Origin of the sequence: Mesorhizobium sp. SARCC-RB16n, from assembly GCF_008520305.1 — a bacterium.
Classification (GTDB): domain Bacteria; phylum Pseudomonadota; class Alphaproteobacteria; order Rhizobiales; family Rhizobiaceae; genus Mesorhizobium.
In genome coordinates this window covers 150,784-176,796 of record NZ_ML703268.1, presented here as the reverse complement: position 1 = coordinate 176,796, position 26,013 = coordinate 150,784, and the positions used below count along the sequence as shown (strand labels likewise).

The window sequence follows — 26,013 nt, the reverse complement described above, 5'->3', positions numbered from 1 at the left end:
CCCGGACAAATATTCAGGAAACAAAAATGCTTGAGATCAAGAACCTGCACGCCCGCATCGTCGATGACGGCACCGAGATCATCCGCGGCTTGAACCTGACGGTGAAAGCCGGCGAGGTCGCCGCGATCATGGGGCCGAACGGCTCGGGCAAATCGACGCTCTCCTACATCCTCGCCGGCCGCGAGGACTATGAGGTGACCGAGGGCGACATCCTCTACAACGGCCAGTCGATCCTCGAAATGGATCCGGCGGAGCGCGCCACTTCGGGCATTTTCCTCGCCTTCCAGTATCCGATGGAGATACCGGGCGTGGCGACCATGGAATTCCTCAAGGTGGCGATGAACGAGCAGCGCAAGGCGCGCGGCGAGGAACCGCTGAAGATCCCGGAATTCCTCAAGCGCGTGAAGGACGCCGCCGCCTCGCTCAACATGGACATGGCGATGCTGAAGCGGCCGCTGAATGTCGGCTTTTCCGGCGGCGAGAAGAAGCGCGCCGAGATCCTGCAGATGAAGCTTCTGGAGCCGAAGCTGTGCGTGCTCGACGAGACCGATTCCGGCCTCGACATCGATGCGCTGAAGATCGTTTCGGATGGCGTCAACGCGCTGCGCGCGCCCGACCGGGCGTTCCTGGTCATTACCCATTACCAGCGCCTGCTCGAACACATCGTGCCCGACAGCGTGCACGTGCTCTACAAGGGCCAGGTCATCAAGTCGGGCGACAAGTCGCTGGCGCTCGACCTCGAAGCCAATGGCTATGCCGGCGTGATCGGCGAAGCCGCGTGAGATGCCAAGTCATTTTGTGCCAAAAGACAGGGCGACACTGATGAACATGCATACACAACCGCAGCGCACACCGGCCGAAACCGCGTTGATCGACGCGTTCGGCGACCGGCTGTCGCTGCTGCCGGGCGACGGCGCGGTGATGCTGAAGCGTGACGACGCCATAGAAGCGATCAAGCACGGCCTGCCGACGCGGCGCATCGAATCCTGGCATTACACCGATCTGCGCCGGCTTTTGAATGTGGTGCCGGACTTCGATCCGGCTGCCGCTGCGAAAGCCATCGCGCCAATCGTCGACGGTTCGACGGTTCTGACCCTGTTGAACGGCGTATCGAGTGCCAAGGCGCCGGTCGTCGAAGGCGTCAGCGTCCAGCGCCTGTTCGAAAAGCTGACCGACGGCAGCATCGCGCCGGGGCTCGATCCCTATGGCAGCGATGACGCCATCGGTGCGCTGAACACGGCCTTTGTCGCCGACGGCTATTTTGTCGACATCGCCGACGGTGTCGAACTGGAAAAGCCGATCGAGCTGCAGAATTTGCAGGCCGGCGGCCAGACCCATGTGCGCCTGCCGGTGCGGGTCGGCGCCGGCGCCAAGGCGGTCATCGTCGAGCGTCAGGCCGGCGAGGGCGCGGCATTGACGAGCTCGGTCTGCCAGCTCGTGCTCGGCGAGGGCGCCGAGGTAACTTGGCTCATCGTCCAGGAACAGCCGGAAACGGCAACACATCTGGCGCAGTTCAAGGCTCATATCGGCAAGAATGCAAAACTGACGCTGTTCGTCATGAACGCCGGCGGCAGGCTGGTGCGCCAGGAAATCATGGTCAAGACGACGGGCGAAGGCGCCGACTTCAAGCTGCGCGGCATCAACCTGTTGGCGGGCGACACCCACACCGACGTCACCATGGTGCTCGACCATGCCGTGCCGCATACGGCATCGACCGAGGTCATCCGCAACGTGGTGACGGGCAAGGCGCGCGGGGTCTTTCAGGGGCGCATCAACGTTCACCAATATGCGCAGAAGACCAACGCCAAGATGGCCTGCAACACGCTGCTTTTGTCGGACGATGGCGAATTCTCGACCAAGCCGGAGCTTGAAATCTTCGCCGACGACGTCGTCTGCGGCCATGGCGCGACGGTCACCGAGATCGACCACGACCATTTGTTCTACCTGATGGCGCGCGGCGTCGATGAAAAGAGCGCGCGGGGGTTGCTCGTCAAAGCCTTCGTGGCCGAAGTGATCGAGGAACTGGATGACGAAGCGATCGTCGAGGCGTTGGAAGCGCGGCTCGACGACTGGTTTGTGACGCACGGGTGATCCTGATGAACGCTCCAGGCAAGATCGGAGATTTCTACGACGTCGAGGCGATCCGCCGTGACTTCCCGATCCTGTCGCGCGAAGTCTATGGCAAGCCGCTCGTCTATCTCGACAATGGCGCCTCGGCACAGAAGCCGCAGGTGGTGGTCGATACCATCCAGCATGCCTATTCCCAGGAATATGCCAACGTCCATCGCGGCCTGCACTTCCTCTCCAATGCCGCTACCGATGCCTATGAAAAGGCGCGCGAGACAGTGCGCCGTTTCCTCAACGCGCCAAGCACCGACAACATCGTCTTCACCTCGAACACGACTTCGGCCATCAACACCGTCGCCTATGGCTACGGCATGCCCAACATCGGTGAGGGCGACGAGATCGTGCTGTCGATCATGGAGCATCACTCCAACATCGTGCCCTGGCATTTCATCCGCGAGCGCCAGGGCGCGAAATTGGTCTGGGTGCCGGTCGACGACCTCGGTGTCTTTCACATCGAGGAATTCGAGAAGCGCCTGACCGACAAGACGAAGCTCGTTGCCATCACGCAGATGTCGAATGCGCTGGGCACGGTGACGCCGATCAAGGAGATCGTCCGCATTGCCCATGCGCGCGGTATCCCGGTGCTGGTCGACGGCAGCCAGAGCGCCGTGCACATGCCCATCGACGTGCAGGACCTCGATTGCGATTTCTTCGTCTTCACTGGCCACAAGGTCTACGGCCCCTCGGGCATCGGCGTGCTTTATGGCAAGAGGGATATTCTCGCAGGCATGCGTCCCTTCATGGGCGGCGGCGAGATGATCGAGGAGGTGACGGAGGATGTAGTCACCTATAATGAGCCGCCACACCGCTTCGAGGCTGGCACGCCGCCGATCGTCCAGGCGATCGGGCTGGGCGCGGCACTCGACTACATGGAAAGCGTCGGCCGCGAGCGCATCGCGGCGCATGAGGAAGACCTCAAGAATTATGCCCATGAGCGGCTGCGGGCCATCAATTCGCTGCGCATCTTCGGCGATGCGCCTGGCAAGGGCGCCATCATCTCCTTCGAACTGCAAGGTATTCATGCCCATGACGTATCGATGGTGATAGACAGGCAAGGCGTGGCTGTCCGCGCGGGCACCCATTGCGCGCAGCCGCTGTTGAAACGCTTTGGCGTAACCTCCACATGCAGGGCATCGTTCGGCATGTATAATACCAGGGCCGAAGTCGACGCTTTGGCCGAGGCGCTTGAAAAAGCGCGCAAGTTTTTCGGGTGACGACCATGGATGATGTGAGTACAACCGCAGAGACCGTACCGGCCGGCAACAGCGTCGTTTCCGCCTCGGCCATCCCCGCCGATGAACTGGCGCGGCTGACCGATGACATCGTCTCGGCGCTGAAGACGGTCTACGACCCGGAAATCCCGGCCGACATCTACGAGCTCGGTCTCGTCTACAAGATCGACGTCGAGGACGACCGTTCGGTCAAGATCGACATGACTTTGACCGCGCCCGGCTGCCCGGTGGCCGGCGAAATGCCTGGCTGGGTGGAAAATGCCGTCGGCGCCGTCGAAGGCGTTTCCGGGGTCGAGGTCAACATGACCTTCGATCCGCCCTGGACGCCCGACCGTATGTCGGAAGAGGCACAGGTGGCGGTTGGCTGGTATTGAGGCGGTCAGACGAATTATGTCCGACAAATTTTCGCCGGATTACTTGAGCGCAAGGGATGTCCCGCCTTCGGAGAAAGTCGTTGAGCTTTGGGGCGCTCCAGTTATCGGCGCTCTCGATCGACCGCCCGAGTATCGTAGAATTGTCAGCGCTATGCCTTCCGCGATCAGGAACGTCATCTGTGTCGAGTTACTGACTTGGCAGGTTCTGAACGGCGGCTTCAGGCAGTATTTCTGGAATTCTTATGGGATAACGGCGCAGGGGGCCATTCAAGGTTTCCATGCGATGGGCCTTGAAATGCATGCGGAATTGACACGACAGGCCTGTGCTCTGTTGGGCGAGCGTTTTCCCGATGAGCGTTTGGCAAGGATGGAAATCGTGGGTGAAGCCGGCGGCCGTGGCATAGATTTCAATGCCTTGGATGACGCGTTCTATGCCTTGGAGGAGCATGAACGGGACTCATCTGAAGCTGTTCTTGATGCATACGCGACGGCAGCGCTGCACGGACAATGGCAATAAGATCTCTTGCAGCAAAGTGCAATTGTAACCATTTTAGGTAAGACTCGTTCTGCGGGCCTTGAACTCGCGCGAAAGTGGAGAATGACATGGGACGCTTTGCCGTCATCACGATGACCGAAAAGGCCGCCGACCGGGTGCGCGAGATCGTCGCCACGCGTGACACTGCGCACGGCATTCGCCTCGGCATCAAGAAGGGCGGCTGCGCCGGCATGGAATACACGGTCGATCTGGTGACCGAGCCCAACGCCAAGGACGACCACATCGAGCGCGACGGCGCGCATGTGTATGTCGCGCCGGAAGCTGCCTTGTTCCTGTTCGGCACCGAGATGGATTTCGAACAGACGACGCTGCGCACGGGCTTCACCTTCCACAACCCGAACCAGAGCTCTGCCTGCGGTTGCGGCGAATCGGTCGAATTGAAGCCCGCCGATCTCAAGGCGCTGGCCGAGGCGCGCGCCTCGGCCTAGCCTTCCTTCGCCCCGTTCACGGGGAGAAGGTGGCCCGAAGGGCCGGATGAGGGGCAGCGCCTGCCTCTCAGAATTTCGCCCATCTACCTGCCGCTAATCCACCCACATGCCCGTCCGCCTGTGCCAGTCGGCGATTGATTCCTCGGGATAGACGTCGAACGTCTTGTCGCCCTTGCCGATCTCGGGCTCGACCCAGTCCGCCTTGTATTTCAGCATCAGATGCACTTTTTCCGGCGGCTTCGGCAGGTCGCTGTCTATCGCCGAGGCAAAGGGATGGACAAGTTCCGGCCAGGTCGGGTCGTAGAGCCAGAGCGCCGAACCGCATTTGCGGCAGAAATTGCGCTCGCCGGTCGAGACCTCGCAATGGGGATGCTCGTCGTCCTCGATCTCGGCTCGGTACACACCGAGGCTCCTCTTGCCCTTGATGTTCAGTGTCTCGTAGTCGGCACCGAGATTGATGGCGAAACCGCCGCCGCCTTGCTGCTTGCGGCAGATCGAGCAGTAGCACAGCATGAACGGCACCGGCGTGTGGCTTTCCACTTCGAAACGCACGGCGTTGCAGCGACAGGACCCCTTGAGCAGCACAGGCATGGCAAAAACTCCGACAGGATAGCCTCAACCTGTCAGCATGAATTTTGGTTTCGGCGATGACAAGGCCAAATGCCGGTGACATGATCGTGGCATGGACAATGAGCGCATCGCGGAACTGTTCGAGGGCCTCGGCCCGGTCAGCATCCGAAAACTGTTCGGCGGCAAGGGGATCTATTTCGACGGCATCATCGTCGCCATCGTGCTGCGCGGTGAATTGCTGCTGAAGGCGGACGAACAAAGCGTGCCGGATTTCGAAGCCGCTGGCTGCCGGCAGTGGACCTATACCGGCTCCCGCCATGGCAAGCTGGTGGCAATGCCCTATTGGAGCATTCCCGACAGGGCCTTCGACGATCCTGACGAAATGACGGTGTGGGCGCGGCGCGCCTATGAAGCCGGGCTGCGGGCCGGCAGGTAACGGCGCGGAACCCTACAAGGCCTTGGCGATCTTAGCCGCCAATCGCGCATTGTTCTCGACCAGCGCGATGTTGGTCTTCAGGCTGCGGCCGCCGGTGAGTTCGAGGATTTTTCCCAGCAGGAACGGCGTTACGGCTTTGCCGGTAACGTTGAGCGCCTCTGCCGCCTTCTGCGCGGCTTCGATGTAGCCGGCCATTTCTTCAGCGGGGATTTCGTGGTTTTCCGGGACCGGATTGGCGACCAGCAAGCCGCCGCTAAGCCCAAGCGCTTGCCGCGTCTGGTAGAAATGCGCGATGTCTTCCGGCTTGTGCAAGGTCAATGGCGCCCGGAACGGCGACTGCCGCGACCAGAAGGCCGGCATCGTCTCGCAGCCATGGCCGACCACGGGCACGCCGCGCGTTTCCAGCACCTCCAGCGTCTTTTCGATGTCGAGAATGGCCTTGGCGCCGGCCGAGACGACGATGACCGGCGTGCGCGCCAGTTCATCGAGGTCGGCCGAGATGTCGAAACTCTTCTCCGCGCCCTTGTGCACGCCGCCAATGCCACCGGTGGCGAACACTTTTATTCCGACCATTTCAGCCGCGATCATGGTCGCCGCGACCGTGGTGCCCCCGGTGCGGCCTTGCGCGACGGCGAAGCCGAGATCGGCGCGCGACAATTTCATGGCGTCACCCGTCATCGCCAGCGATTCGCGTTCGCCGTCCGAAAGTCCGATTTTGATGCGGCCGTTGACCACGGCAATCGTCGCCGGCACCGCGCCGCCATCTCCAATGATCTTTTCGACATTGGCCGCCATGGCGCCGTTGTCGGGATAGGGCATGCCATGGGTGATGATGGTGCTTTCGAGCGCCACCACCGGGCGTCCGGCGGCCAGGGCCTGCGCCACCGGTGCGTGGATATCGATGAAGGGGCGGGCGGTCTCTGGCGTCATGTCTGATCTCCAATCCGGAGTGCGGCGCATCCACTGCGCTTTATGAATTTGCCGGTCTCATGCCACTTCCCTGGCATCCGGCACAAGGGCCAGCGCTTCCGCGAAGCTTGCAGCGTTGAATTCGGGCACTGCGTTGGCGCTTTCGATGGCGAGCGTTGCCGCGGCGACGCCTTCGCGTAGGGCCTGGCGCAACGGCAGGCCGCGCAGCAGCGCCGCCACCGTCACACCCGCCAGCGCGTCGCCGGCGCCGGTGACATCGGCGACTTTTCTGGGGGCAGGCGGCACGATCGAAAAGGCGCCTGTGCCGTCGAAACCCAACACAGGGCCACTGCCTGCCGTGACCACGCCGCTGGCAAGGCCGCTGCATCGCAACCCGTCGATCATCTCCCGCTCGGCGGCATTTGCATTGACCCCAGCCAGCACAACGGCCTCCCGCCGGTTCATGAAGAGCTGAGCCAGCCCGCCGAGCACCGGTATCAGCCGCGTCACCTTGGCCGGCGAAATCGCAATGGCGAAAACCGGTTTGCCGGCGGCTAACGACAGCAGCCGCTCCAGCGCGGCCGACGGCAGATTGGCGTCGCACAGGATAGCATCGGCGGCGGCCACTTCCTGGCGTATCCTGGAGCGCCGGATCTGCTTGGGAAAGGCCAGGTCGTACAGCGCCATGTCGGCAAAGCCGACGATCAGTTCGCCTTCGCGGTCGAGCAGTGCCGTGTAGCTCGGCGTCGTACGGTCGAGGAACACCGCCGACAGATCGACGATGCCTGCCTCGGCGATGGCCCGTGAAACCGTATCGGCTGACGCATCGCCGCCGCGCACCGAAAGCAGCGATGCGGAGAGGCCGCGCCGCACCATGCCGCGCAGGGCGTTGAAGACGCCACCGCCGACATCCTCGCGCATCGTGCCGGGATTGGAGGCGGCTGGCACATAAGGACCGGATACCTGGCCACGCCGGTCGATATGGGCGCCGCCCACGGCCAGTATCTTCGCTGATTTCACCATGGCGGCGATATGACCTTTGTTGTTGTAGCCGCACAAGCGCTAGAGTGCGCGACAGAGCTTCGCACGCAAGACGGCGATTCGGCGGGGTGGGATGCTGGGCCCGGCTGGCCCAATGCGGAGCCTGTTCCTGACCGGCTTGGCAAGACAAAAAAAGAACAAATCGGGATATCGCTTGTTTTTCAATTGGTTGCTACCCCTTGCCAAATGAGAACAAAAAAGGTACAAAATGACAGGGATTACGGATTGTCCGGCCTTCATTGACGACCAAGGGGTGATGTATCATGGCTCAGAATTCTTTGCGGCTGGTAGAGGATAAGGCAGTGGACAAATCAAAGGCTCTGGATGCGGCGCTGTCGCAAATCGAGCGGGCTTTCGGCAAGGGCTCGATCATGCGGCTCGGCGCGAACGAGCAGGTCGTCGAGATCGAAACGGTACCGACCGGGTCGCTCGGCCTCGACATCGCGCTCGGCGTCGGCGGCTTGCCGCGCGGCCGCATCATCGAAATCTACGGGCCGGAAAGCTCGGGCAAGACGACGCTGGCGCTGCATACCGTGGCCGAAGCCCAGAAGAAGGGCGGCATCTGTGCCTTCGTCGACGCCGAACACGCGCTCGATCCGGTCTATGCTCGCAAGCTCGGCGTCGATCTTGAAAACCTGCTGATCTCGCAGCCCGACACAGGCGAGCAGGCGCTCGAGATCTGCGACACGCTGGTGCGTTCGGGCGCCATCGACGTGCTGGTGGTCGATTCGGTGGCGGCGCTGACGCCGCGCGCCGAAATCGAGGGCGAGATGGGCGATTCGCTGCCCGGCCTGCAGGCCCGCCTGATGAGCCAGGCGCTGCGCAAGCTGACCGCATCGATCTCGCGCTCCAACACCATGGTCATCTTCATCAACCAGATCCGCATGAAGATCGGCGTCATGTTCGGTTCGCCCGAAACGACGACAGGCGGCAACGCGCTGAAATTCTATGCTTCGGTTCGCCTCGACATCCGTCGTATCGGCTCGGTCAAGGATCGCGACGAGGTCGTCGGCAACCAGACCCGCGTCAAGGTGGTCAAGAACAAGCTGGCACCGCCCTTCAAGGTGGTCGAGTTCGACATCATGTATGGCGAGGGCGTCTCCAAGACCGGCGAACTGGTCGATCTCGGCGTCAAGGCCGGTGTGGTCGAGAAGTCGGGCGCCTGGTTCTCCTATAATTCGCAGCGTCTCGGCCAGGGCCGCGAGAATGCGAAACTGTTCCTGCGCGACAATCCCGACACCGCGCGCGAGATCGAACTGGCGCTCAGGCAGAATGCCGGACTGATCGCCGAAAAATTCCTCGAGAATGGTGGTTCAGAGGGCAATGGCGACGACGGTTTCGAGGACGAAGCCGGCGCGATGTAGGGCAACGCCAGAGTTTGGCCATAAATCCAGCCTATCCGACGCTTAAGTAACAGAGTTCTTTAGTACTGCGTTCCAAACCGCCGGCCTTCGAGCCGGCGGTTTTCGTTTGCGCGCCCGCGCAAGTGCCGATGCAAGGTGTGAATTGGCCCAATTCCGTGTTTCTGGACAGGGTCAAGAGCTACGGCTAAAAGGCCAACTCCATCTTCTAGAAAACACTGAGCCATCTCCCGCCGGTCCGGCCGGCGGCTCTCTTGAAAAGGCAGTATCCATGAGTGGCGTGAACGAGATCCGGTCGACCTTTCTCGACTATTTCCGCAAGGAAGGCCACGAGGTCGTGGCCTCGAGCCCGCTCGTGCCGCGCAACGATCCGACCTTGATGTTCACCAATGCCGGCATGGTGCAGTTCAAGAACGTCTTCACCGGCTTGGAGAAGCGGCCTTATTCGCGTGCCACCACGGCCCAGAAAAGCGTTCGCGCCGGTGGCAAGCACAACGATCTCGACAATGTCGGCTATACCGCGCGCCATCTGACCTTCTTCGAGATGCTCGGCAATTTTTCCTTCGGCGACTATTTCAAGGAGCGCGCCATCGAGCTTGCCTGGAACCTCATCACCAGGGAGTTCGGGCTGAAGAAGGACAAGCTGCTGGTCACCGTCTATCATACGGACGATGAGGCGGCCGGCTTCTGGAAGAAGATCGCCGGTTTCTCCGACGATCGCATCATCCGGATCGCGACCTCGGACAATTTCTGGGCGATGGGCGACACCGGCCCCTGCGGCCCCTGCTCGGAAATCTTCATCGACCGTGGCGAGCACATATGGGGTGGCCCTCCGGGCAGTCCCGAGGAGGACGGCGACCGGTTCCTCGAATTCTGGAACCTGGTGTTCATGCAGTACGAGCAGCTGACGAAAGAGGAGCGCGTCGACCTGCCGCGCCCGTCGATCGACACCGGCATGGGCCTGGAGCGCATGGCATCCATCCTGCAAGGGGTGGAAAGCGTCTTCGAGACCGACCTGTTCCGTCATTTGATCGATGCGGCGTCCTCCGCGCTTGGGCGCGCGCCCGACGCCGAAACGGTGGCGTCCTATCGCGTCATTGCCGATCACCTGCGCTCATCCTCCTTCCTGGTCGCCGACGGCGTGCTGCCGTCGAATGAAGGCCGCGGCTATGTGCTGCGCCGCATCATGCGCCGCGCCATGCGCCATGCGCAGCTGCTCGGCGCCCGCGATCCGTTGATGTGGAAACTGGTGCCGGCCCTGGTGCGCGAGATGGGCCAGGCCTATCCGGAACTGGTGCGTGGCGAAACGATGATTACCGAGACCCTGAAACTCGAGGAGACACGCTTTCGCAAGACGCTGGTGCGCGGCCTCGGCCTGCTCTCCGAGGCGACGGAGAAGCTCGGCGCTGGCGACATGCTGGATGGCGAAACGGCATTCAAGCTCTATGACACCTATGGTTTCCCGCTCGACCTGACGCAGGATGCGCTGCGGCAGCGCAGCATTTCGGTCGATCTTGCCGGATTCACCAATGCGATGGAGCAGCAGAAGGCGGAGGCGCGTAAGCACTGGGCCGGGTCCGGCGAGGCCGCCACCGAGACGGTTTGGTTCTCCGTGCGTGAAAAGACCGGCGCCACGGAATTCCTCGGCTACGAAACCGAGCAGGCTGAGGGCCTTATCCAGGCGCTGGTCAAGGACGGCAAGACCGTCGACAGCGCCGCCAAGGGCGATGCGGTCGCCGTGATCGTCAACCAGACGCCGTTCTATGGCGAATCCGGCGGCCAGATGGGTGACACCGGCTTGATGTCAGGCGAGGGGTTCTCGATCGAGATCTCCGATACCCAGAAGAAGGCCGATGGTCTGTTCGTGCATCTGGGCAAGGTGATTGCCGGCACGGTCAAGACGGGTGCCGCGGTCGAACTGAAGGTCGATCATGCACGCCGCTCCAGGCTGCGCGCTAATCACTCCGCGACGCATCTAATCCATGAGGCGCTGCGCGAGGTGCTGGGCACCCATGTCGCGCAGAAGGGCTCGCTGGTCGCCCCCGAGCGCCTGCGTTTCGACATCTCGCACAACAAGCCGATTTCCGCCGAGGAGCTCGAAGAGGTCGAGCGCATGGCCAACGAGATCGTTGTCCAGAACAGCCCGGTCACCACGCGCCTGATGTCGGTCGACGACGCCATCGCCGAGGGCGCCATGGCGCTGTTCGGCGAGAAGTATGGTGATGAGGTGCGGGTCGTGTCGATGGGCACAGGTCTGCATGGCGCCAAGGCCAACCGGCCTTATTCGGTCGAACTCTGCGGCGGCACGCATGTCAGGGCGACCGGTGATATCGGCCTGGTGCGCATCGTCTCGGACGGTGCGGTCGCCGCAGGCGTGCGCCGCATCGAGGCGTTGACCGGTGAGGCCGCGCGAAAACATCTCGACGAGCAGGACAGGCGGCTGAAGGCGGCCGCCGCCACGCTGAAGATCTCGCCGGCAGATGTGCCGGCGCGCGTCGAAGCGCTGCTCGAAGAGCGCAAGAAGCTCGAGAAGGACCTGACCGAAGCGCGCAAGAAGCTGGCGCTGGGCGGCGGGTCGCCGGCCGATGCCCCAGCCGCCAACGAGATCGTCGCTGGTGTCGGCTTCCTCGGCAAGGCGGTTTCCGGCGTTTCGCCGAAGGACCTGAAGCCGCTGGCCGATGCCGGGAAGACTTCGTTGGGCTCTGGCGTCGTCGTGTTCGTTGGCGCTGGCGAGGACAACAAGGCAAGTGTCGTGGTCGCCGTCACCGATGATCTCGTCAGCCGCTTCAGCGCCGTCGACCTGGTGCGCGTGGCCTCCGCCGCATTGGGCGGGCAGGGCGGCGGCGGCCGTCCCGACATGGCCCAGGCCGGTGGCCCGGATGCGTCAAAAGCCAATGATGCGATCGCCGCGGTAAGGGCGGCGCTGGAGGCAGCGTAAGCGTCGGATTGGACTTATCAACCAACCTTGTCGGTGCGCGCAAAGCTTGCACGCACCGAGACACGCGCGTACCAGTCCCGGATATCCGCAAACCGCGCCAGCAAGTCGCGCCCCTCGCTGACCTTGACGAAATAGCCAATCATCGGCGCCGCATGCAGGTCGGCCAAGGTCAGCTGGTCGCCAAGCAGCCACGGCCCTTGTGCCTTCAGTGACGTCAGCACCCTGAGCACGGTTTCGGCCCGGCGCAGCCCTTCGGCGGTCAGCGTCTCGTCGGGCGTTTCTTTCTCCAGCCGCTCGACGGCGACGTCCCACACCATTGCCCGATAAGCATAGGCATCGAACATGCCGATGATCTGGCCCATCCTGGCGCGGCCGCGCGCATCGGCGGGCTGCAATGCCGGACCGTCGAAAGCTTCGTCGGCATAGCGCGCGATCGCGCTGGCCTCGAAGAGCCGAAAGCCATCATGTTCGAAGGCCGGGATGCGGCCGAAAGGATGGCGTTCGCCGTACCATGCCGGCGCGCCACCCTCCGCAAAAATGTCCACCGGCACGAGGTCGTAGGCGACGCCTTTCTCCTCGAGCGCAAGCCGGACGATGCGCACATAGACGCTGTAGTCCGCGCCGTAGACGACCGGCTTGCCCATTTGTCCTCGAGGCTGCTTACGCCATCGCCTTCTGCAAGTTCTCGTCGATCTTGTCGAGGAAGCCGGTGGTCGATAGCCAGGGCTGGTCGGGGCCGATCAGCAACGACAGGTCCTTGGTCATGAAGCCGGACTCGACGGTCTGGATGCAGACCTTTTCCAGCGTCTCGGCGAAGCGCTTCAGGTCGGCGTTGTCGTCGAGCTTGGCGCGGTGCGCGAGGCCGCGCGTCCAAGCGAAGATCGAGGCGATCGAATTGGTCGAGGTTTCCTCGCCCTTCTGATGCTGGCGGTAGTGGCGGGTGACGGTGCCGTGCGCGGCTTCGGCTTCGACGGTCTTGCCGTCCGGCGTCATCAGCACCGAGGTCATCAGGCCGAGCGAACCGAAACCTTGCGCCACCGTGTCGGACTGCACGTCGCCGTCATAGTTCTTGCAGGCCCAGACATAGCCGCCCGACCATTTCAGGCTCGACGCCACCATGTCGTCGATCAGCCGGTGCTCGTACCACAGCTTCTTCGACTTGAACTCGGCCTCGAATTCAGCCTCGTAGACCTCCTGGAAAATGTCCTTGAAGCGGCCGTCATAGGCCTTGAGGATGGTGTTCTTGGTCGACAGGTAAACCGGATAGTTGCGTAGCAGGCCGTAGTTCAGCGACGCCCGGGCAAATTCGCGGATCGACTCGTCGAGATTGTACATGGCCATGGCGACGCCGGCGCCGGGCGCATCGTACACGTCATGCTCGATCACCTGGCCGTCCTCGCCGACGAACTTGATCGTCAGCTTGCCCTTGCCGGGGAAGCGGAAATCGGTGGCGCGATACTGGTCGCCGAAGGCATGACGACCGACGATGATCGGCTTGGTCCAGCCGGGCACCAGGCGCGGCACGTTCTTCATGATGATCGGCTCGCGGAAGATGGTGCCGCCCAAAATGTTGCGGATGGTGCCGTTCGGCGATTTCCACATCTTCTTCAGCTTGAATTCCTCGACGCGTTGCTCGTCGGGGGTGATCGTCGCGCATTTCACGCCGACGCCGTATTTCTTGATGGCGTTGGCCGAATCGATCGTCACCTGATCGTTGGTGGCGTCGCGGTGCTCGATACCGAGGTCGTAATATTCGAGCTTGAGGTCGAGATAAGGGTGGATCAGCTTGTCCTTGATGAACTGCCAGATGATGCGGGTCATCTCGTCGCCGTCGAGTTCGACGACCGGGTTCGCCACCTTGATCTTCGCCATGGAAAGAATGCCTCGTTGCTGGGAATGGGACGGCCTTGCCCGCGTGGCGTTCGGCCGGGAGATTGCGCCCGTATACCAAAGCGTTTTTGGCCACGCAAACGGCGATCGGTCACGAATGTGAGGCATGGCCGCCTTCATTTGCGAATGCTTCATTTTCGCGGCCGAATATGGCAGGGGACGCTGAAATGCCGCAAACAGCAGTTCATTGACAGTCATGCCCATCACCAAAGACCCCGCCAACCCCGCAGCCGCCGGCCCGGCGATCATCCTCGTCGAGCCGCAGCTCGGCGAGAACATCGGCATGGTCGCCCGCGCCATGGCCAATTTCGGACTGTCGGAGCTGCGCCTGGTCAACCCGCGCGACGGCTGGCCGAGCGAGAAAGCACGCGCCGCCGCCAGCCGTGCCGACCATGTCATCGATGCCGTCACCGTTTACGAGGATCTGGCCTCGGCGCTCGCTGATCTGAACTTCGTCTTCGCCACCACCGCCAGGCAGCGCGACGGTTTCAAATCCGTTCGCGGCCCGGTGGAGGCGGGAAGGATGCTGCGCGCCCGTCACGGAATGGGGCAGCGCACCGGCATCCTGTTTGGACGCGAACGCTTCGGTCTCTACAATGACGAGGTTGGCCTCGCCGACGAGATCGTCACTTTTCCGGTCGACCCCGATTTCTCCTCGCTCAACATCGCCCAGGCGGCCTTGCTGATGTCCTATGAGTGGATGAAGTCGGGCCTGGAGGACGAAACCAGGACCAATTTTTCGGGGCCGGAGATGAAGCCGGCAAGCAAGGAAGAATTGCACGGCCTGTTCGCCTATCTGGAAGGCGCGTTGGAAGCGCGCGGCTATTTCCGGCCGGCGCCGAAGAAGCCGAAGATGGTCGACAATCTGCGCGCCGTGCTGACGCGCGCCGGCTTTGCCGAACCGGAGCTCAAGGTGTTGCGCGGCATCATCTCGTCGCTCGACCGGTTTTCGCCGGCGATGCCGCGCGGCGATGGCTCACCGGGCGATGATCCGAGGCGTTTGCCAGCGGCAGCCGCGCGCGCCCGCAAGGCGGAGGCGGCTGGCCAGGTGCCGGACGCCAACGGCGACGACGCGGACACGCCGCCACTTGGCGGCAAGGGAACCGACAATGACTGAGCAGCCGATCCTGATGTTCGATTCCGGCGTCGGCGGGCTCACCGTGTTGCGTGAGGCGCGCGTCCTGATGCCCGACCGGCGCTTCATCTATGTCGCCGACGATGCCGCTTTTCCTTTTGGCGCCTGGGAAGAGCCGGCGCTGCGGACCCATATACTGGAGCTGTTCGCCAAATTGCTCGACCGCTTTGCGCCGGCCATTTCGGTCATTGCCTGCAACACCGCCTCGACGCTGGTGATCGACGCTTTGCGCGAAAGATTTCCGGGCCATCCCTTTGTCGGCACGGTACCTGCGGTCAAGCCGGCGGCGGAGCGTACGCGCTCGGGCCTGGTCTCGGTGCTGGCGACGCCGGGCACGGTAAAGCGCCAGTACACGCGCGACCTGATCAGCAAATGGGCGCAGAAATGCCATGTCCGCTTGGTCGCCAGTGACAGGCTGGCGGGCCTGTCCGAGGCCTACATGCGCGAGGGCTTCGTCGACGAGGAGGCCGTGCGCGCCGAGATCGCGCCATGCTTCATCGAGCGCGACGGCATGCGCACCGATATCGTCGTGCTGGCCTGCACGCACTATCCCTTTCTGGTCAATCGCATGCGCAAGACCGCGCCCTGGCCGGTCGACTGGATCGATCCGGCCGAGGCGATCGCTCGCCGTGCCCTTTCGCTGCTGCCGCCCATCGATGGAGCTCTGCCGCAAGGCGAGCCCGATATCGCGGTGTTCACCTCGGGCAAGGCGGATTTCGCCGTCAGCCGCCTTATGCAGGGATTTGGGCTGACCGTGCACTTGGATAGTGGCGGAGGTGCCCGCCACTCAAACAGGTTCGAAGACGATGCTGCGTCGATCCGGATCGGCTAGGACCAGCCTTAGCGTCAGACCGTCGCCCTGTCTGAGGCCGGAGGCCTTTACGGTGGCGACGACAGGCATGTCGGCAAGCTGAACGCGCACGCCGTGGTCGACGAAGTCGGTGACGACGGCCTTGAACGTCTCACCCTCGCGGCCTTCCAGCATTATTGCCTCGGCAAGGTCGATGGCCGCGTGGTTGATCAGCGAAGCGCGGCTATCCGCACGTCCCATCGTCTTCGGCAATCTGGCGAACGCGTCGGTGACAGCCTGTGGCACGGGCTGGCCGTTGGCGATAGCCAGCGCGCAGCGCACGACATAGCGATCGGCAAGTCGCCTGAGTGGCGCCGTTGCATGGGCATAGGTGGCGGCCAGGGCCTCATGCCAGGGGACAACGCCATCGTGATAGGGTTGATAAGACGCGCCGGGGCTTGCATGGCGGATTTCCAGCATCAGCGCCGCCTGTTGCGGATCGGTCGGATCGAGGGTTCGCTGATAGTCTCGCAAGCTGGTGGAGGCCGGCCAGGACAGTCCGAGAGCCTGTGCCGCGTTGCGCAACCTTTGAACCTTGAAGGCATCCGGCCCCGACATCACCCGGAACAAGCCGGTATGATGCGCAAGCATGGCATCGGCAATCGCCATGTTGGCGGCCAGCGAAAGCGCGGCGTTGTCCTGCTCGGATTGCAGCAGCGGTCTGAACGAAAGCCGGTATGTGCCATCGGCAAGTCTTTCTACCTCCTGCTCGGGCGGATCGACGCGGGAAGCCCCGCGGCGCTGTTCGTTCGTCGCCATGCGCCGCGCCATTTCGGCGAAGCCGGCCGGGACGTCGGACGCCTGCACGCTGTCGTACGCGAGCTTGGCGCGGTTTTGAATGATTGCCCGCTCCGCGCCGTCCAACTTCGTCGCACCGTCCTGCGCAACCCGGACCGTGAAGATAACTGCTGGACGGGGTCCATCCGGCAACAGGCTTGCCGCACCCTCGGCAATCACCGGCGGGTAGAGCCCGGCCTTGCCGTCTGGCAAGTAAAGTGTCTCGCCCCGCGTCCAGGCTTCGAGATCCACCGTGTCGCCGTCCTGGACGAACCAGGCCACATCGGCAATGGCATAATGCAGCAGAAGATCACTGCCGCTCGCCTCGATCGAGAACGCCTGATCGAGGTCGGTGGAAGCAGCCGGATCGAGCGTGACGAAGGGCATCGCCCTTCGATCGGCATGCTGGTCGGGCACGCGTTTGGCCGCCGCCTCCGCCGCGGCAACCACATCAGCCGGAAATCCGTCCGGCACGTGCAATTCGGTGCGGATTTTCGTCAGGCCAGTGGAGAGAGCCTGTGAGGGATCGGTCAGGGATTTCATTCAGCCGTCCTACACTGGGGTTCCGGACACGGGAAGGCTACCAACGAAAATCGCCAAGGCCGGCTACCGGCTGGCATCGTGCGGACCGGAACGAGCCCTGTCGCTGGAACCGCCGCCGAAGCGCGGCGTTTCCATGACAGCAAAGGAGAACCCGCCATGCCAGCCACCTCGAAAGCCCAGCAGAAGGCCGCCGGCGCCGCACTCTCCGCCAAACGCGGCGAGACCAAGAAAAGCGAGCTCAAAGGCGCTTCCAAGGGCATGTATGAATCGATGAATGAAAAACAGCTCGAGGAATTCGCCGAGACGAAGCGCAAGGGACTGCCGGAGAAAAAATCCCAGGATTGAGCGCTTCGAGCCACACTACCTGGAATGAAAAAGGGCCAGCGACGTTCGCTGGCCACACTATCTTGGAATGGAAAGGGCCAGCGACGTTCGCTGGCCCTGGGATTGTTGCGTTGACAGCCTACCAGCGGTGGCAGCGCCGTACTCTCTCGACGATCACCCTGCGATGACCATGCCGCCACACCACTCGCTTTTTGACGATGACCCGGCAGACCTGTTTGTGGCCATGCCAATGGCGCGCCATGGCCGGTTCGGGGGCCACCGCCATCGAACCTGCAAGCACCGCGGCGCCTGCCAGGGTAAGGAAGAACTTCTTCATGCAATTAGGCTCCTCTAGCTCCAGTCACTTCTTGGTGCCGCTGGCGCAAACCTCCCGCCACATCCCGGCATCGCATCAACGCCCTGAACGCTATACAGTTGCGCCGGCCCGTGCCACTCACAAGCTTGACACCGGTTAAATCTCGGTTTAACCAGCCGCCAACGCCGGGCAGCGATGTCCGGTGTTTGTTTTGTATACGCAAGGTCTGTCACGACAGTCGTTTCCGATCTTGTTTGAACTGACGTGTCCCGTGGGTTTTCCGCCGCGTTGCGTGGGAAAACCCTGTCAGGTCTCGAAAACGGAGGCCAGAGGAGGGCGCGTTTCCTTCACCCGGACCATGAGGTGCCGGGTGTGTTGTTTTTGAAAAGGGAATGCGATGAGCAAGCGCGAATCCGCGAAATACAAGATCGACCGCCGTCTCGGCGAAAATATCTGGGGCCGCCCGAAGTCCCCGGTCAACAAGCGTGAATACGGTCCCGGCCAGCACGGCCAGCGCCGCAAGGGCAAGCTTTCCGACTTCGGCCTGCAGCTGCGCGCCAAGCAGAAGCTGAAGGGTCACTATGGCGACGTTTCGGAAAAGCAGTTCCGCAAGGTCTATGAAGAGGCCGACCGCCGCAAGGGCGACACCTCGGAGAACCTGATCGGCTTGCTCGAATCGCGTCTCGACGCGGTCGTCTACCGCGCCAAGTTCGTGCCGACCATCTTCGCCGCCCGCCAGTTCGTCAACCACGGCCACGTCAACGTCAACGGCAAGCGCGTCAACATCGGCTCGTATCGCTGCAAGCCGGGCGATGTCGTCGAAGTGCGCGAAAAGTCGAAGCAGCTGGTCATCGTCCTGGAGTCGGTCGGCCTCGCCGAGCGCGACGTGCCGGACTACATCGAAGCCGATCACAACAAGATGGTCGCGACCTTCTCGCGCATCCCCGGCCTGGCGGACGTTCCATTCGCCGTGCAGATGGAACCGAACCTGGTCGTCGAATTCTACTCGCGCTAAGCGAACGATTTTCTGCGATACCGGAAAGGCCGCCTTCGAGGCGGCCTTTTTGTTTTCGCGCATCCGCTTTGCGGCGTGTCGCTGAAATCAATTTCGATTTTCCGGCCAATGCGCTAAGCCGGCGGAAGTAACATCCGGGGCCGTCGCGCCATGAACATGCTGCCAGACATCGAAACGCTTGAACCGGCCGCCGAAGGTGGCTCCCACCCGCTGTTCGCCGAGGTACCGTCCTCGGTCGAGTTCAACAAGCTGCGCAAGCGGCTGCTGCGGCAGACCCGCCAGGCGATCGAGGACTTCTCGATGGTGAAGCCCGGCGAGCGCTGGCTAGTCGCGCTGTCGGGCGGCAAGGATTCCTACGGTCTGCTGGCCATGCTGCTTGATCTCAAATGGCGCGGGATGCTGCCGGTCGAGTTGCTGGCCTGCAACCTGGACCAGGGCCAGCCAAATTTCCCCAAGCACATCCTGCCCGACTATCTCGACGCCAACGGCATAGCCCACCGTATCGAATACCGGGACACCTATTCGGTCGTCACCGACAAGCTCCCCGAAGGCAGCACCTATTGCTCGCTCTGCTCGCGGCTGCGGCGCGGCCATCTCTATCGGATCGCACGTGAGGAAGGATGCTCGGCGCTGGTTCTCGGCCATCACCGCGAGGACATCCTCGAAACCTTCTTCATGAACCTGTTCCATGGCGGCCGGCTTGCCGCCATGCCGCCAAAGCTGCTCAACGACGAAGGTGACGTCATGGTGCTTCGCCCGCTGAGTTATTGCGCCGAAGCAGATCTTGAGAAATTCGCTGCCGCGATGCGGTTCCCGATCATCCCCTGCGACCTCTGCGGCAGCCAGGAAGGGCTGCAGCGCAACGCCATGAAGGCGATGCTCGAGGACATCGAAAAGCGCATGCCCGGCCGCAAGGACACCATGATCCGCGCTCTGTCCAACACCAGGCCGTCGCATTTGCTCGACCGAAAGCTGTTCGATTTCGCCGCCCTCAATGAAACCCTCGCGATCAGGCAAGACATTTCCGATGACATTTGACGATACCGCGATCGACTGGCTAGCCGGGATTCTGGCCGAGGCAGCCCACGTTGAAATCATGCCGCGCTTTCGCCGATTGGGCGATGGCGATATCAGGCAGAAGACATCCGCCGCCGATCTGGTGACGGAAGCCGATGTCAACGCCGAGCGGCTGATCACCGCCAGGCTGCGCGAGCGCTATCCCTCGGCCATGATGGTGGGCGAGGAGGCCTGCTCCGACAATCCGGCGCTGCTCGATGGCCTGGGCGACGCTGAACTGGCATTCACCATCGATCCGGTGGATGGCACCTTCAATTTCGCATCCGGCGTACCGCTCTTCGGCGTCATGCTGGCGGTCGTTGTCAGAGGCGAGACGGTCGCGGGCATCATCCATGATCCGGTGGGCAAGGATTGGCTGATCGCCGCCAAGGGTGCCGGCAGCCATATCAGGCATGCCCATGGAAGCCTGGAGAAAGTGCATGTGGCGTCGCCTGTCCCGATATCGCAAATGACCGGCGCGGTCTCCTGGCAATATCTCGACGAACCGGAGCGCTCACGCCTTGCGCGCAACCAGACCAAGGCATTGTCGCAGTTCGCTTATCGCTGCGCTGCTCACGAGTATCGCCTGCTGGCGAGCGGGCATGCGCATTTTGTCGTCTACAACAAGCTGATGCCTTGGGATCATCTGCCCGGCGTGCTGATCCATCAGGAAGCCGGCGGCCATGCCGCGCGCATTGATGGCAGTGCCTATCTGCCCTCGCATGTCGACGGCGGCCTGCTGGTCGCGCCGGACCAGGACAGCTGGCAGGAACTGCGCCGGGAACTGTGGGCGGAATAGGTTAACTTCTGCGCGGTGTCGGCGGCAAGATCAATGCAGGTCGGTAACGTGCCCTGACACGGGTGCGTTCTGCGGCTGGAACATCTTGCCGCGCTCGGCAATCAGGATCATCAGCAGCGCTGCGACCGAGACGCTGCAGAACCCAGCGGCCAACGGTGTCACCGTACCATTGAAAGCCTGGCCGATCAACGTGCCGAGAATGCCGCCGAGAAACGTCTGCATGAAACCCAGGATGGACGACGCCGTGCCGGCCAGTTGGCCAAGCGGCTCCATGGCCAACGCGTTGAAATTGGCGCCGAGACAGCCAAACGGCACCATTGCGCCGGCAAAGAAGGTGATGAACAGCCAGAGCGGCATCTTCGTTTCCAGTGAAAGCACCAGCCAGGCCAGGCTGATCACCAGAAACAGCAGCAGCGCGCTTTGCGACAGTCGGCGCATGCCGATGCGGCCGACGAGGCGCGAGTTCAGAAAGTTGGAGAAGGCGAGCACGGCCGCGACACCGGCGAAGATGACGGGAAACATCTCGCCGACGTTGAAGATGTTGACATAGATCTGCTGCGCCGAGGCAATGAAGCCGAACATGGCACCGAAGATGAAAGTGCTGGCGAAGGCATAGCAGAGCGCGATGCGGTTGGTGAGCACGATGCGGAAGCCGCCGAGGATGGAGGATACCGTCAGTTGCCGGCGGTATTCGGGATGCAGCGTCTCAGGCAGGCGCAGCAGCGACCATGCCGACACGACCAGGGCGCCGACGGCCATGGTGACGAATATCCAATGCCAGGTCGCGAACAGCATGATAAACTGGCCGATGCCTGGTGCCACGACCGGGATGGCCATGAACACCATGAAGATCAGCGACATGACTTCGGCCATTCGCCGGCCATCGAATGTATCGCGCACGATCGAGACTGCGATGACGCGCGTGGCGGCCGCGCCGATGCCTTGCACGGCGCGGCATATCAAAAGTGTTTCAAAGCTCGGCGCGATGGCAGCCGCGGCGGCCGCCGCCACATAGATAATCAGGCCGGCGACGAGCGGCGAACGGCGACCGAACCGGTCCGAGATCGGCCCGAAGAGCAGTTGGCCGCCGCCGAAACCCAGTATGTAGGCGGTGATCACATATTGCCGGTGGTTTTCATTCTCGACGCCGAGCGAGGCGCCGATCTGCTGCAGCGCCGGCAGCATGATGTCGATGGCCAGCGAATTGAGCGCCATCAGCGCCGCGCAGAGCGCGATGAACTCCCAGCGCGGAATGGGCAAGCTGCTTGCCCCGGGCAAGGTGCTTGCCCCCTGCGGCGCTGATTTCTGCTGGTCCACGGCAAGTCCGATCTCTCAAACGAAAACGCGCCGGCGGGCCGGCGCATTGGCTCGTCCTGGTCCCGGTGTCCGGGATGTAAAAATTGCCGAGGTGGGGCTGCCCCGGTGCCCAAGGCATGTCGGTGTCGACATGCCTTGGCTGAATTAGGCGGCGCCTTTGACGCTCACGCCCTTCTCGACCAGGAATGTCTGCAATTCGCCAGCCTGGAACATCTCGCGGATGATGTCGCAGCCGCCGACGAATTCGCCCTTGACGTAGAGCTGCGGGATCGTCGGCCAGTTGGAATAGTCCTTGATGCCTTGGCGCAGTTCGGCGGAGTCCAGGACATTCACGCCCTTATAGTCGGCGCCGATATAGTCGAGGATCTGGACGACCTGGCCCGAAAATCCGCATTGCGGGAAGCCGGGCGTACCCTTCATGAAAAGGACGACGTCGTTGCCCTTCACTTCGTTGTCGATGTAGTCGTTGATACCGCTCATGGAATATCCTTTCACGCCTGTGGGAGTCAGGCTCGAAACATGTCTTTCAAATAACCCCATAGGTTGCCCGAAACAAGACTTTAGCCATGCCATCACCCGAATGGCGCAAAGAATGGGCTGTTTTGGGCCAAGCGTGACGGGTGGGAATGCCTCAGTCCGGGACGCTGGTCTGCAGTGCCAGCGCATGCAGCACGCCGCCCATATTGCCCTTCAGCGCGTCATAGACCATCTGGTGCTGCTGGACGCGGCTTTTTCCCCGAAAGCTCTCGGCCACGACTTCGGCCGCATAGTGATCGCCATCGCCGGCGAGGTCGCGGATCGTCACGCGGGCGTCCGGTATGCCGTCCTTGATCAGTTTTTCGATGTCGTGGGCGTCCATTGCCATTGCAGAAATTCCTGTTTCGGGAGGGCGGCGACGCGGCGGCCCGTGCGATGAGAGTCGGCCAAGACTAAAGCCTTTCCAATCCGGATTGAAGCGGTTCCGTCCGGTGTACGTCCTGTTGGTGTTCAGGAGAGGGTTTCATCAGGCTCCTGCGCCGGCTCGTCCTCGCGCATCGAGAAGGCGCGGCCCAGGCTGAAGACCAGCACGTAGAGCGGGATGTTGACCGCCAGGTTGGCGATCGGCAGATAACTGGTCATTTGCCAGGCAGGCGAGAAGAACGGCCGGCCGTAGCCATCGCAGACAAGCGAAGAGCCATACTCCCACAAGGCCCCGAGCACAGCCGAGACGACGAAAAGCTTGATGCAGGTGATGATGTGCCTGGCCCGCGTTGGCTCCGGCAGGAGCCGGTTCCAAAGCACCAGGCAGACGATCGGAACCGCATAGATCAAGTCCTGAAGGACCAGCATCGGAAGCGTGCCGTTGGCCGCGGCGAGGAACTCGGCGCGTGTTTCCAGCCTGGGGCAAACCTCACTCGAGGTCGTCGACAACAGGAAGAAGACGAACGGCCCGAGGCACCAGAAAAAGAACAGCGACGGCCAGAAGACCACTGCAAGCAGCGCCCGTACAGCTAGTTTCCTATGATTGAGCAGGATCTTTTCCGAAAACCGGTTTCCACTTTTCGGGATCATGCTCTCGTCAACTGGCCTGATCCATGAAACGCGGGAACCAGCCTTCATGGGCGGCGGTCAAGTCGCTGACCGGGATTGCCCTTGCATCGCCGAGCTTCAGCGTATTGCCCCCCGTCGAGCCGATCCACGGCGCGAAGATGCCGAGTTCGCCCTGCTGCTTGCGGATCGCGTCCCATTCATCGCCGTGCGGATCGATCGACAGCGTCAGGAGGTAGCGGCCCTGGTCTTCGCCGAACCAGACCGGGATCGGATCGGTACCGACAAGGCCGGGAACGGTCGCGCCGATCCCCGACGCCATGGCCATTTCGGCCAGCGCCACCGCGATGCCGCCGTCGGAGACGTCATGCGCCGCCGTGACGATGCCGGACGCGATCAACGAGCGTACATGGTCGCCGACGCGCTTCTCGTGCTTGAGATCGACCGGGGGCGGCGGGCCATCGCTGCGGCCGTGGACATCGCGCATATACGCCGACTGACCGAGATGCGTGCCCCAGGAAGCCGGTGCGCCGACCAGCAGGATCATCTGGCCTTCCGCGGCGAAACCGATCCGTGCCATCTTCGACCAGTCCGATATCAGGCCGACGCCGCCGATGGTTGGTGTCGGCAGGATGCCCTGGCCATTGGTTTCGTTGTAGAGCGAGACGTTGCCCGACACGATCGGGAAACCCAGCGCCCGGCAGGCGTCGCCAATGCCTTTCACCGCGCCGACCAGCTGGCCCATGATCTCGGGCCGTTCCGGATTGCCGAAATTGAGATTGTCGGTGGCGGCGAGCGGCAGCGCCCCCGTGGCGGTCAGGTTGCGCCAGCATTCGGCCACCGCCTGCTTGCCGCCTTCATAGGGGTCGGCTTCGCAATAGCGCGGCGTCACGTCGGAGGAGAAGGCCAGCGCCTTGGTCGGATGTCCCTCGACGCGAACCACGCCGGCATCCCCGCCCGGAAGCTGCAGCGAGTTGCCCTGGATCAAAGTGTCGTATTGCTCCCACACCCAGCGACGTGACGAAAGGTCCGGTCCGCCGAGCAGCTTCAACAGCGCATCGGCAACATCGGCCTGCGGAACGTCATTGCCGGCAAGCGGCGCCGGCTTCTTCGGCTCGATCCACGGGCGATCGTATTCCGGTGCCTTGTCGCCAAGATCCTTGATCGGCAGGTTGGCAACCTCGTCGCCCTGGTGCCGCACGCGGAAGCGCAGATCATCGGTGGTCTTGCCGACGATGGCGAAGTCGAGGCCCCATTTGTGGAAGATCGCCTCGGCTTCCCTTTCCTTTTCGGGGCGCAGCACCATCAGCATGCGCTCCTGGCTTTCCGACAGCATCATCTCGTAGGCGCTCATCCGCTCTTCGCGCACCGGCACCTTGTCGAGGTCGAGCTCGATGCCGAGGTCGCCCTTGGCGCCCATTTCAACGGCAGAGCAGGTGAGGCCGGCCGCACCCATGTCCTGGATGGCGATGACGGCGCCCGAGGCCATCAACTCGAGGCAGGCTTCCAACAGGCATTTTTCGGTGAAGGGATCGCCGACCTGCACCGTCGGGCGCTTTTCATCGATCTTGTCGTCGAATTCGGCCGAGGCCATGGTGGCGCCGCCGACACCGTCGCGACCGGTCTTGGCGCCGAGATAGACGACCGGCAGGCCGACGCCCTTGGCCTCGGACAGGAAGATGGCGTCCGTCTTGGCAAGGCCGGCGGCAAAGGCGTTGACCAGGATGTTGCCGTTGTAGCGAGCATCGAAATTGACCTCGCCGCCAACCGTCGGCACGCCGAAGGCATTCCCGTAGCCGCCGACGCCGGAAACCACTCCGGCGACGAGATGCCTGGTCTTGGGATGATCGGGAGCACCGAAGCGCAGCGCGTTCATCGCCGCGATCGGCCGCGCGCCCATGGTGAAGACGTCGCGCAAGATGCCGCCGACGCCGGTCGCGGCACCCTGATACGGCTCGATGAAAGACGGGTGGTTGTGGCTTTCCATCTTGAAGACGACGCAGTCGCCGTCACCGATGTCGACCACGCCGGCATTCTCGCCCGGGCCCTGGATGACCTGCGGACCGGTGGTCGGTAAGGTGCGCAGCCATTTCTTCGAGGATTTGTAGGAGCAGTGCTCGTTCCACATCGCCGAGAAGATGCCGAGTTCGGTAAAGCTCGGTTCGCGTCCGACCAGATCCAATATGCGCTGATACTCGTCGGGCTTCAGCCCATGCGCGGCGATGAGGTCCGGTGTGATCGGCACGGAATTGGAAATGGTCATGGGCGGCGATTTATGTCCATGGAGCAGGGATTTTGAGTCTCCTCTTATCGCAAGCTTTGCGGCCGATACACCCGTCGGCGGAGGAAAAAGGCAGAAAGCAACAGGGTGATGACCACAATGGATCGCGCTACAGCATGTCGCGGCGAATAGGATTCGCCCGACCTGCTGTAAGCTTCTGATTTTATGCATGTCGTTATCCCGGAACCGAGGACACTTCCGGGCGACATGC

General features: G+C 62.6%; 28 protein-coding genes. 16 read left to right on the top strand and 12 right to left on the bottom strand.

What is annotated here, in order from left to right:
* Window positions 1–26 precede the first annotated feature (26 nt).
* The 6 genes from sufC (at window position 27) to sufA (ending at window position 4,717) form a co-directional block, all read left to right on the top strand.
* Window positions 27–782: a Fe-S cluster assembly ATPase SufC gene (sufC, locus tag C7I87_RS15900; protein ID WP_149905090.1), complete on the top strand. Its 756-nt coding sequence runs from the start codon at window positions 27–29 to the stop codon at window positions 780–782.
* A 40-nt stretch (window positions 783–822) separates the two neighbouring features.
* Window positions 823–2,091: a Fe-S cluster assembly protein SufD gene (gene sufD / locus C7I87_RS15895; protein WP_149905089.1), complete on the top strand. Its 1,269-nt coding sequence runs from the start codon at window positions 823–825 to the stop codon at window positions 2,089–2,091.
* 5 nt (window positions 2,092–2,096) lie between these two features.
* On the top strand, window positions 2,097–3,341 hold the full coding sequence (locus C7I87_RS15890; protein WP_149905088.1) for a cysteine desulfurase: 1,245 nt from the start codon (window positions 2,097–2,099) through the stop codon (window positions 3,339–3,341).
* A gap of 5 nt (window positions 3,342–3,346) precedes the next feature.
* On the top strand, window positions 3,347–3,733 hold the full coding sequence (locus tag C7I87_RS15885; RefSeq protein WP_149905087.1) for an SUF system Fe-S cluster assembly protein: 387 nt from the start codon (window positions 3,347–3,349) through the stop codon (window positions 3,731–3,733).
* A 16-nt stretch (window positions 3,734–3,749) separates the two neighbouring features.
* Entirely contained in the window at window positions 3,750–4,250 is a 501-nt protein-coding gene (locus tag C7I87_RS15880) for a DMP19 family protein (RefSeq protein WP_140809304.1), read from the top strand.
* An 86-nt stretch (window positions 4,251–4,336) separates the two neighbouring features.
* Window positions 4,337–4,717, top strand: coding sequence for a Fe-S cluster assembly scaffold SufA (gene sufA / locus C7I87_RS15875; protein ID WP_149905086.1), 381 nt, complete (start codon window positions 4,337–4,339; stop codon window positions 4,715–4,717).
* Between the two features lie 93 nt (window positions 4,718–4,810).
* Here sufA and C7I87_RS15870 read toward each other — a convergent pair whose 3' ends face one another.
* A complete protein-coding gene (locus C7I87_RS15870; protein ID WP_149905085.1) occupies window positions 4,811–5,308 on the bottom strand; it encodes a GFA family protein in 498 nt (165 codons plus the stop codon).
* A 91-nt stretch (window positions 5,309–5,399) separates the two neighbouring features.
* Here C7I87_RS15870 and C7I87_RS15865 point away from each other — a divergent pair, with 91 nt between their 5' ends.
* Window positions 5,400–5,723: a TfoX/Sxy family protein gene (locus C7I87_RS15865; protein WP_149905084.1), complete on the top strand. Its 324-nt coding sequence runs from the start codon at window positions 5,400–5,402 to the stop codon at window positions 5,721–5,723.
* 12 nt (window positions 5,724–5,735) lie between these two features.
* Here the strand turns inward: C7I87_RS15865 and C7I87_RS15860 are convergent, their stop codons facing one another.
* Together C7I87_RS15860 and C7I87_RS15855 are read right to left on the bottom strand one after the other, a co-directional pair.
* Window positions 5,736–6,653: a pseudouridine-5'-phosphate glycosidase gene (locus C7I87_RS15860; protein ID WP_149905083.1), complete on the bottom strand. Its 918-nt coding sequence runs from the start codon at window positions 6,651–6,653 to the stop codon at window positions 5,736–5,738.
* 57 nt (window positions 6,654–6,710) lie between these two features.
* Entirely contained in the window at window positions 6,711–7,655 is a 945-nt protein-coding gene (locus C7I87_RS15855; RefSeq protein ID WP_149905082.1) for a carbohydrate kinase family protein, read from the bottom strand.
* Between the two features lie 9 nt (window positions 7,656–7,664).
* On the opposite strand from C7I87_RS15855, the gene C7I87_RS15850 reads away from it, so the two are divergent.
* The 3 genes from C7I87_RS15850 to alaS all read left to right on the top strand — a co-directional run bounded on the left by C7I87_RS15850 (window position 7,665) and on the right by alaS (window position 11,972).
* A complete protein-coding gene (locus tag C7I87_RS15850; RefSeq protein WP_149905081.1) occupies window positions 7,665–7,916 on the top strand; it encodes a hypothetical protein in 252 nt (83 codons plus the stop codon).
* A 20-nt stretch (window positions 7,917–7,936) separates the two neighbouring features.
* A complete protein-coding gene (recA, locus tag C7I87_RS15845; RefSeq protein ID WP_013895892.1) occupies window positions 7,937–9,037 on the top strand; it encodes a recombinase RecA in 1,101 nt (366 codons plus the stop codon).
* A gap of 268 nt (window positions 9,038–9,305) precedes the next feature.
* Window positions 9,306–11,972, top strand: a complete 2,667-nt coding sequence (gene alaS, locus C7I87_RS15840; RefSeq protein WP_149905080.1) for an alanine--tRNA ligase — start codon at window positions 9,306–9,308, stop codon at window positions 11,970–11,972.
* A 17-nt stretch (window positions 11,973–11,989) separates the two neighbouring features.
* Here the strand turns inward: alaS and C7I87_RS15835 are convergent, their stop codons facing one another.
* Together C7I87_RS15835 and C7I87_RS15830 are read right to left on the bottom strand one after the other, a co-directional pair.
* Window positions 11,990–12,616, bottom strand: coding sequence for a glutathione S-transferase family protein (locus tag C7I87_RS15835; protein ID WP_149905079.1), 627 nt, complete (start codon window positions 12,614–12,616; stop codon window positions 11,990–11,992).
* Window positions 12,617–12,632: 16 nt separating this feature from the next.
* Window positions 12,633–13,844, bottom strand: coding sequence for an NADP-dependent isocitrate dehydrogenase (locus C7I87_RS15830; RefSeq protein WP_149905078.1), 1,212 nt, complete (start codon window positions 13,842–13,844; stop codon window positions 12,633–12,635).
* 214 nt (window positions 13,845–14,058) lie between these two features.
* Between C7I87_RS15830 and C7I87_RS15825 the strand changes: the two genes are divergently transcribed.
* Both C7I87_RS15825 and murI read left to right on the top strand, forming a co-directional pair.
* A complete protein-coding gene (locus C7I87_RS15825) occupies window positions 14,059–14,979 on the top strand; it encodes an RNA methyltransferase (RefSeq protein WP_149905077.1) in 921 nt (306 codons plus the stop codon).
* Window positions 14,972–15,829, top strand: a complete 858-nt coding sequence (gene murI, locus C7I87_RS15820) for a glutamate racemase (RefSeq protein WP_149905076.1) — start codon at window positions 14,972–14,974, stop codon at window positions 15,827–15,829. The genes C7I87_RS15825 and murI overlap by 8 nt, the downstream gene beginning before the upstream one ends.
* On the opposite strand, the gene C7I87_RS15815 is transcribed toward murI, so the two are convergent.
* Window positions 15,785–17,167 carry an RNB domain-containing ribonuclease gene (locus C7I87_RS15815; protein ID WP_149905075.1) on the bottom strand — a complete coding sequence of 461 codons (1,383 nt, stop codon included), beginning with the start codon at window positions 17,165–17,167 and terminating at the stop codon, window positions 15,785–15,787. The genes murI and C7I87_RS15815 overlap by 45 nt on opposite strands.
* 156 nt (window positions 17,168–17,323) lie before the next feature.
* Here C7I87_RS15815 and C7I87_RS15810 point away from each other — a divergent pair, with 156 nt between their 5' ends.
* Entirely contained in the window at window positions 17,324–17,512 is a 189-nt protein-coding gene (locus tag C7I87_RS15810; protein ID WP_027143670.1) for a DUF3008 family protein, read from the top strand.
* Between the two features lie 118 nt (window positions 17,513–17,630).
* Here the strand turns inward: C7I87_RS15810 and C7I87_RS15805 are convergent, their stop codons facing one another.
* Window positions 17,631–17,828 (bottom strand): hypothetical protein, encoded by a 198-nt coding sequence (locus tag C7I87_RS15805; protein ID WP_140506376.1) that lies wholly within the window; start codon window positions 17,826–17,828, stop codon window positions 17,631–17,633.
* A 376-nt stretch (window positions 17,829–18,204) separates the two neighbouring features.
* Here C7I87_RS15805 and rpsD point away from each other — a divergent pair, with 376 nt between their 5' ends.
* From rpsD to C7I87_RS15790, 3 genes are all read left to right on the top strand, one after another.
* Window positions 18,205–18,822, top strand: a complete 618-nt coding sequence (gene rpsD / locus C7I87_RS15800; protein WP_013895883.1) for a 30S ribosomal protein S4 — start codon at window positions 18,205–18,207, stop codon at window positions 18,820–18,822.
* Between the two features lie 150 nt (window positions 18,823–18,972).
* Entirely contained in the window at window positions 18,973–19,860 is an 888-nt protein-coding gene (ttcA, locus tag C7I87_RS15795; RefSeq protein ID WP_149905074.1) for a tRNA 2-thiocytidine(32) synthetase TtcA, read from the top strand.
* Window positions 19,850–20,677 carry an inositol monophosphatase family protein gene (locus C7I87_RS15790; RefSeq protein ID WP_149905073.1) on the top strand — a complete coding sequence of 276 codons (828 nt, stop codon included), beginning with the start codon at window positions 19,850–19,852 and terminating at the stop codon, window positions 20,675–20,677. The genes ttcA and C7I87_RS15790 overlap by 11 nt, the downstream gene beginning before the upstream one ends.
* 30 nt (window positions 20,678–20,707) lie before the next feature.
* On the opposite strand, the gene C7I87_RS15785 is transcribed toward C7I87_RS15790, so the two are convergent.
* From C7I87_RS15785 to purL, 5 genes are all read right to left on the bottom strand, one after another.
* On the bottom strand, window positions 20,708–21,994 hold the full coding sequence (locus C7I87_RS15785; RefSeq protein ID WP_373424725.1) for a multidrug effflux MFS transporter: 1,287 nt from the start codon (window positions 21,992–21,994) through the stop codon (window positions 20,708–20,710).
* A gap of 144 nt (window positions 21,995–22,138) precedes the next feature.
* The gene (gene grxD, locus C7I87_RS15780) at window positions 22,139–22,474 is read right to left on the bottom strand and encodes a Grx4 family monothiol glutaredoxin (RefSeq protein WP_013895877.1); all 336 of its coding nucleotides are present in this window, start codon (window positions 22,472–22,474) and stop codon (window positions 22,139–22,141) included.
* A 151-nt stretch (window positions 22,475–22,625) separates the two neighbouring features.
* Complete coding sequence (locus tag C7I87_RS15775) at window positions 22,626–22,859, bottom strand: BolA/IbaG family iron-sulfur metabolism protein (RefSeq protein ID WP_015318146.1); 234 nt, start codon at window positions 22,857–22,859, stop codon at window positions 22,626–22,628.
* Window positions 22,860–22,981: 122 nt separating this feature from the next.
* Window positions 22,982–23,545, bottom strand: coding sequence for a hypothetical protein (locus C7I87_RS15770; RefSeq protein ID WP_149905072.1), 564 nt, complete (start codon window positions 23,543–23,545; stop codon window positions 22,982–22,984).
* A gap of 7 nt (window positions 23,546–23,552) precedes the next feature.
* Entirely contained in the window at window positions 23,553–25,784 is a 2,232-nt protein-coding gene (gene purL / locus C7I87_RS15765; protein ID WP_149905071.1) for a phosphoribosylformylglycinamidine synthase subunit PurL, read from the bottom strand.
* Window positions 25,785–26,013 lie beyond the last annotated feature (229 nt).

Coding starts and splice junctions, on each gene's coding strand:
- C7I87_RS15830 (WP_149905078.1), bottom strand. CDS start 13,844: ATGGCGAAGATCAAGGTGGCGAACCCGGTCGTCGAACTCGACGGCGAC.
- C7I87_RS15880 (WP_140809304.1), top strand. CDS start 3,750: ATGTCCGACAAATTTTCGCCGGATTACTTGAGCGCAAGGGATGTCCCG.
- grxD (WP_013895877.1), bottom strand. CDS start 22,474: ATGAGCGGTATCAACGACTACATCGACAACGAAGTGAAGGGCAACGAC.
- sufA (WP_149905086.1), top strand. CDS start 4,337: ATGGGACGCTTTGCCGTCATCACGATGACCGAAAAGGCCGCCGACCGG.
- C7I87_RS15815 (WP_149905075.1), bottom strand. CDS start 17,167: ATGAAATCCCTGACCGATCCCTCACAGGCTCTCTCCACTGGCCTGACG.
- murI (WP_149905076.1), top strand. CDS start 14,972: ATGACTGAGCAGCCGATCCTGATGTTCGATTCCGGCGTCGGCGGGCTC.
- ttcA (WP_149905074.1), top strand. CDS start 18,973: ATGAACATGCTGCCAGACATCGAAACGCTTGAACCGGCCGCCGAAGGT.
- C7I87_RS15890 (WP_149905088.1), top strand. CDS start 2,097: ATGAACGCTCCAGGCAAGATCGGAGATTTCTACGACGTCGAGGCGATC.
- rpsD (WP_013895883.1), top strand. CDS start 18,205: ATGAGCAAGCGCGAATCCGCGAAATACAAGATCGACCGCCGTCTCGGC.
- C7I87_RS15870 (WP_149905085.1), bottom strand. CDS start 5,308: ATGCCTGTGCTGCTCAAGGGGTCCTGTCGCTGCAACGCCGTGCGTTTC.
- C7I87_RS15790 (WP_149905073.1), top strand. CDS start 19,850: ATGACATTTGACGATACCGCGATCGACTGGCTAGCCGGGATTCTGGCC.
- C7I87_RS15850 (WP_149905081.1), top strand. CDS start 7,665: ATGACCTTTGTTGTTGTAGCCGCACAAGCGCTAGAGTGCGCGACAGAG.
- C7I87_RS15775 (WP_015318146.1), bottom strand. CDS start 22,859: ATGGCAATGGACGCCCACGACATCGAAAAACTGATCAAGGACGGCATA.
- sufC (WP_149905090.1), top strand. CDS start 27: ATGCTTGAGATCAAGAACCTGCACGCCCGCATCGTCGATGACGGCACC.
- C7I87_RS15885 (WP_149905087.1), top strand. CDS start 3,347: ATGGATGATGTGAGTACAACCGCAGAGACCGTACCGGCCGGCAACAGC.
- C7I87_RS15805 (WP_140506376.1), bottom strand. CDS start 17,828: ATGAAGAAGTTCTTCCTTACCCTGGCAGGCGCCGCGGTGCTTGCAGGT.
- alaS (WP_149905080.1), top strand. CDS start 9,306: ATGAGTGGCGTGAACGAGATCCGGTCGACCTTTCTCGACTATTTCCGC.
- C7I87_RS15865 (WP_149905084.1), top strand. CDS start 5,400: ATGGACAATGAGCGCATCGCGGAACTGTTCGAGGGCCTCGGCCCGGTC.
- C7I87_RS15825 (WP_149905077.1), top strand. CDS start 14,059: ATGCCCATCACCAAAGACCCCGCCAACCCCGCAGCCGCCGGCCCGGCG.
- purL (WP_149905071.1), bottom strand. CDS start 25,784: ATGACCATTTCCAATTCCGTGCCGATCACACCGGACCTCATCGCCGCG.
- C7I87_RS15770 (WP_149905072.1), bottom strand. CDS start 23,545: ATGATCCCGAAAAGTGGAAACCGGTTTTCGGAAAAGATCCTGCTCAAT.
- sufD (WP_149905089.1), top strand. CDS start 823: ATGAACATGCATACACAACCGCAGCGCACACCGGCCGAAACCGCGTTG.
- recA (WP_013895892.1), top strand. CDS start 7,937: ATGGCTCAGAATTCTTTGCGGCTGGTAGAGGATAAGGCAGTGGACAAA.
- C7I87_RS15810 (WP_027143670.1), top strand. CDS start 17,324: ATGCCAGCCACCTCGAAAGCCCAGCAGAAGGCCGCCGGCGCCGCACTC.
- C7I87_RS15835 (WP_149905079.1), bottom strand. CDS start 12,616: ATGGGCAAGCCGGTCGTCTACGGCGCGGACTACAGCGTCTATGTGCGC.
- C7I87_RS15855 (WP_149905082.1), bottom strand. CDS start 7,655: ATGGTGAAATCAGCGAAGATACTGGCCGTGGGCGGCGCCCATATCGAC.
- C7I87_RS15860 (WP_149905083.1), bottom strand. CDS start 6,653: ATGACGCCAGAGACCGCCCGCCCCTTCATCGATATCCACGCACCGGTG.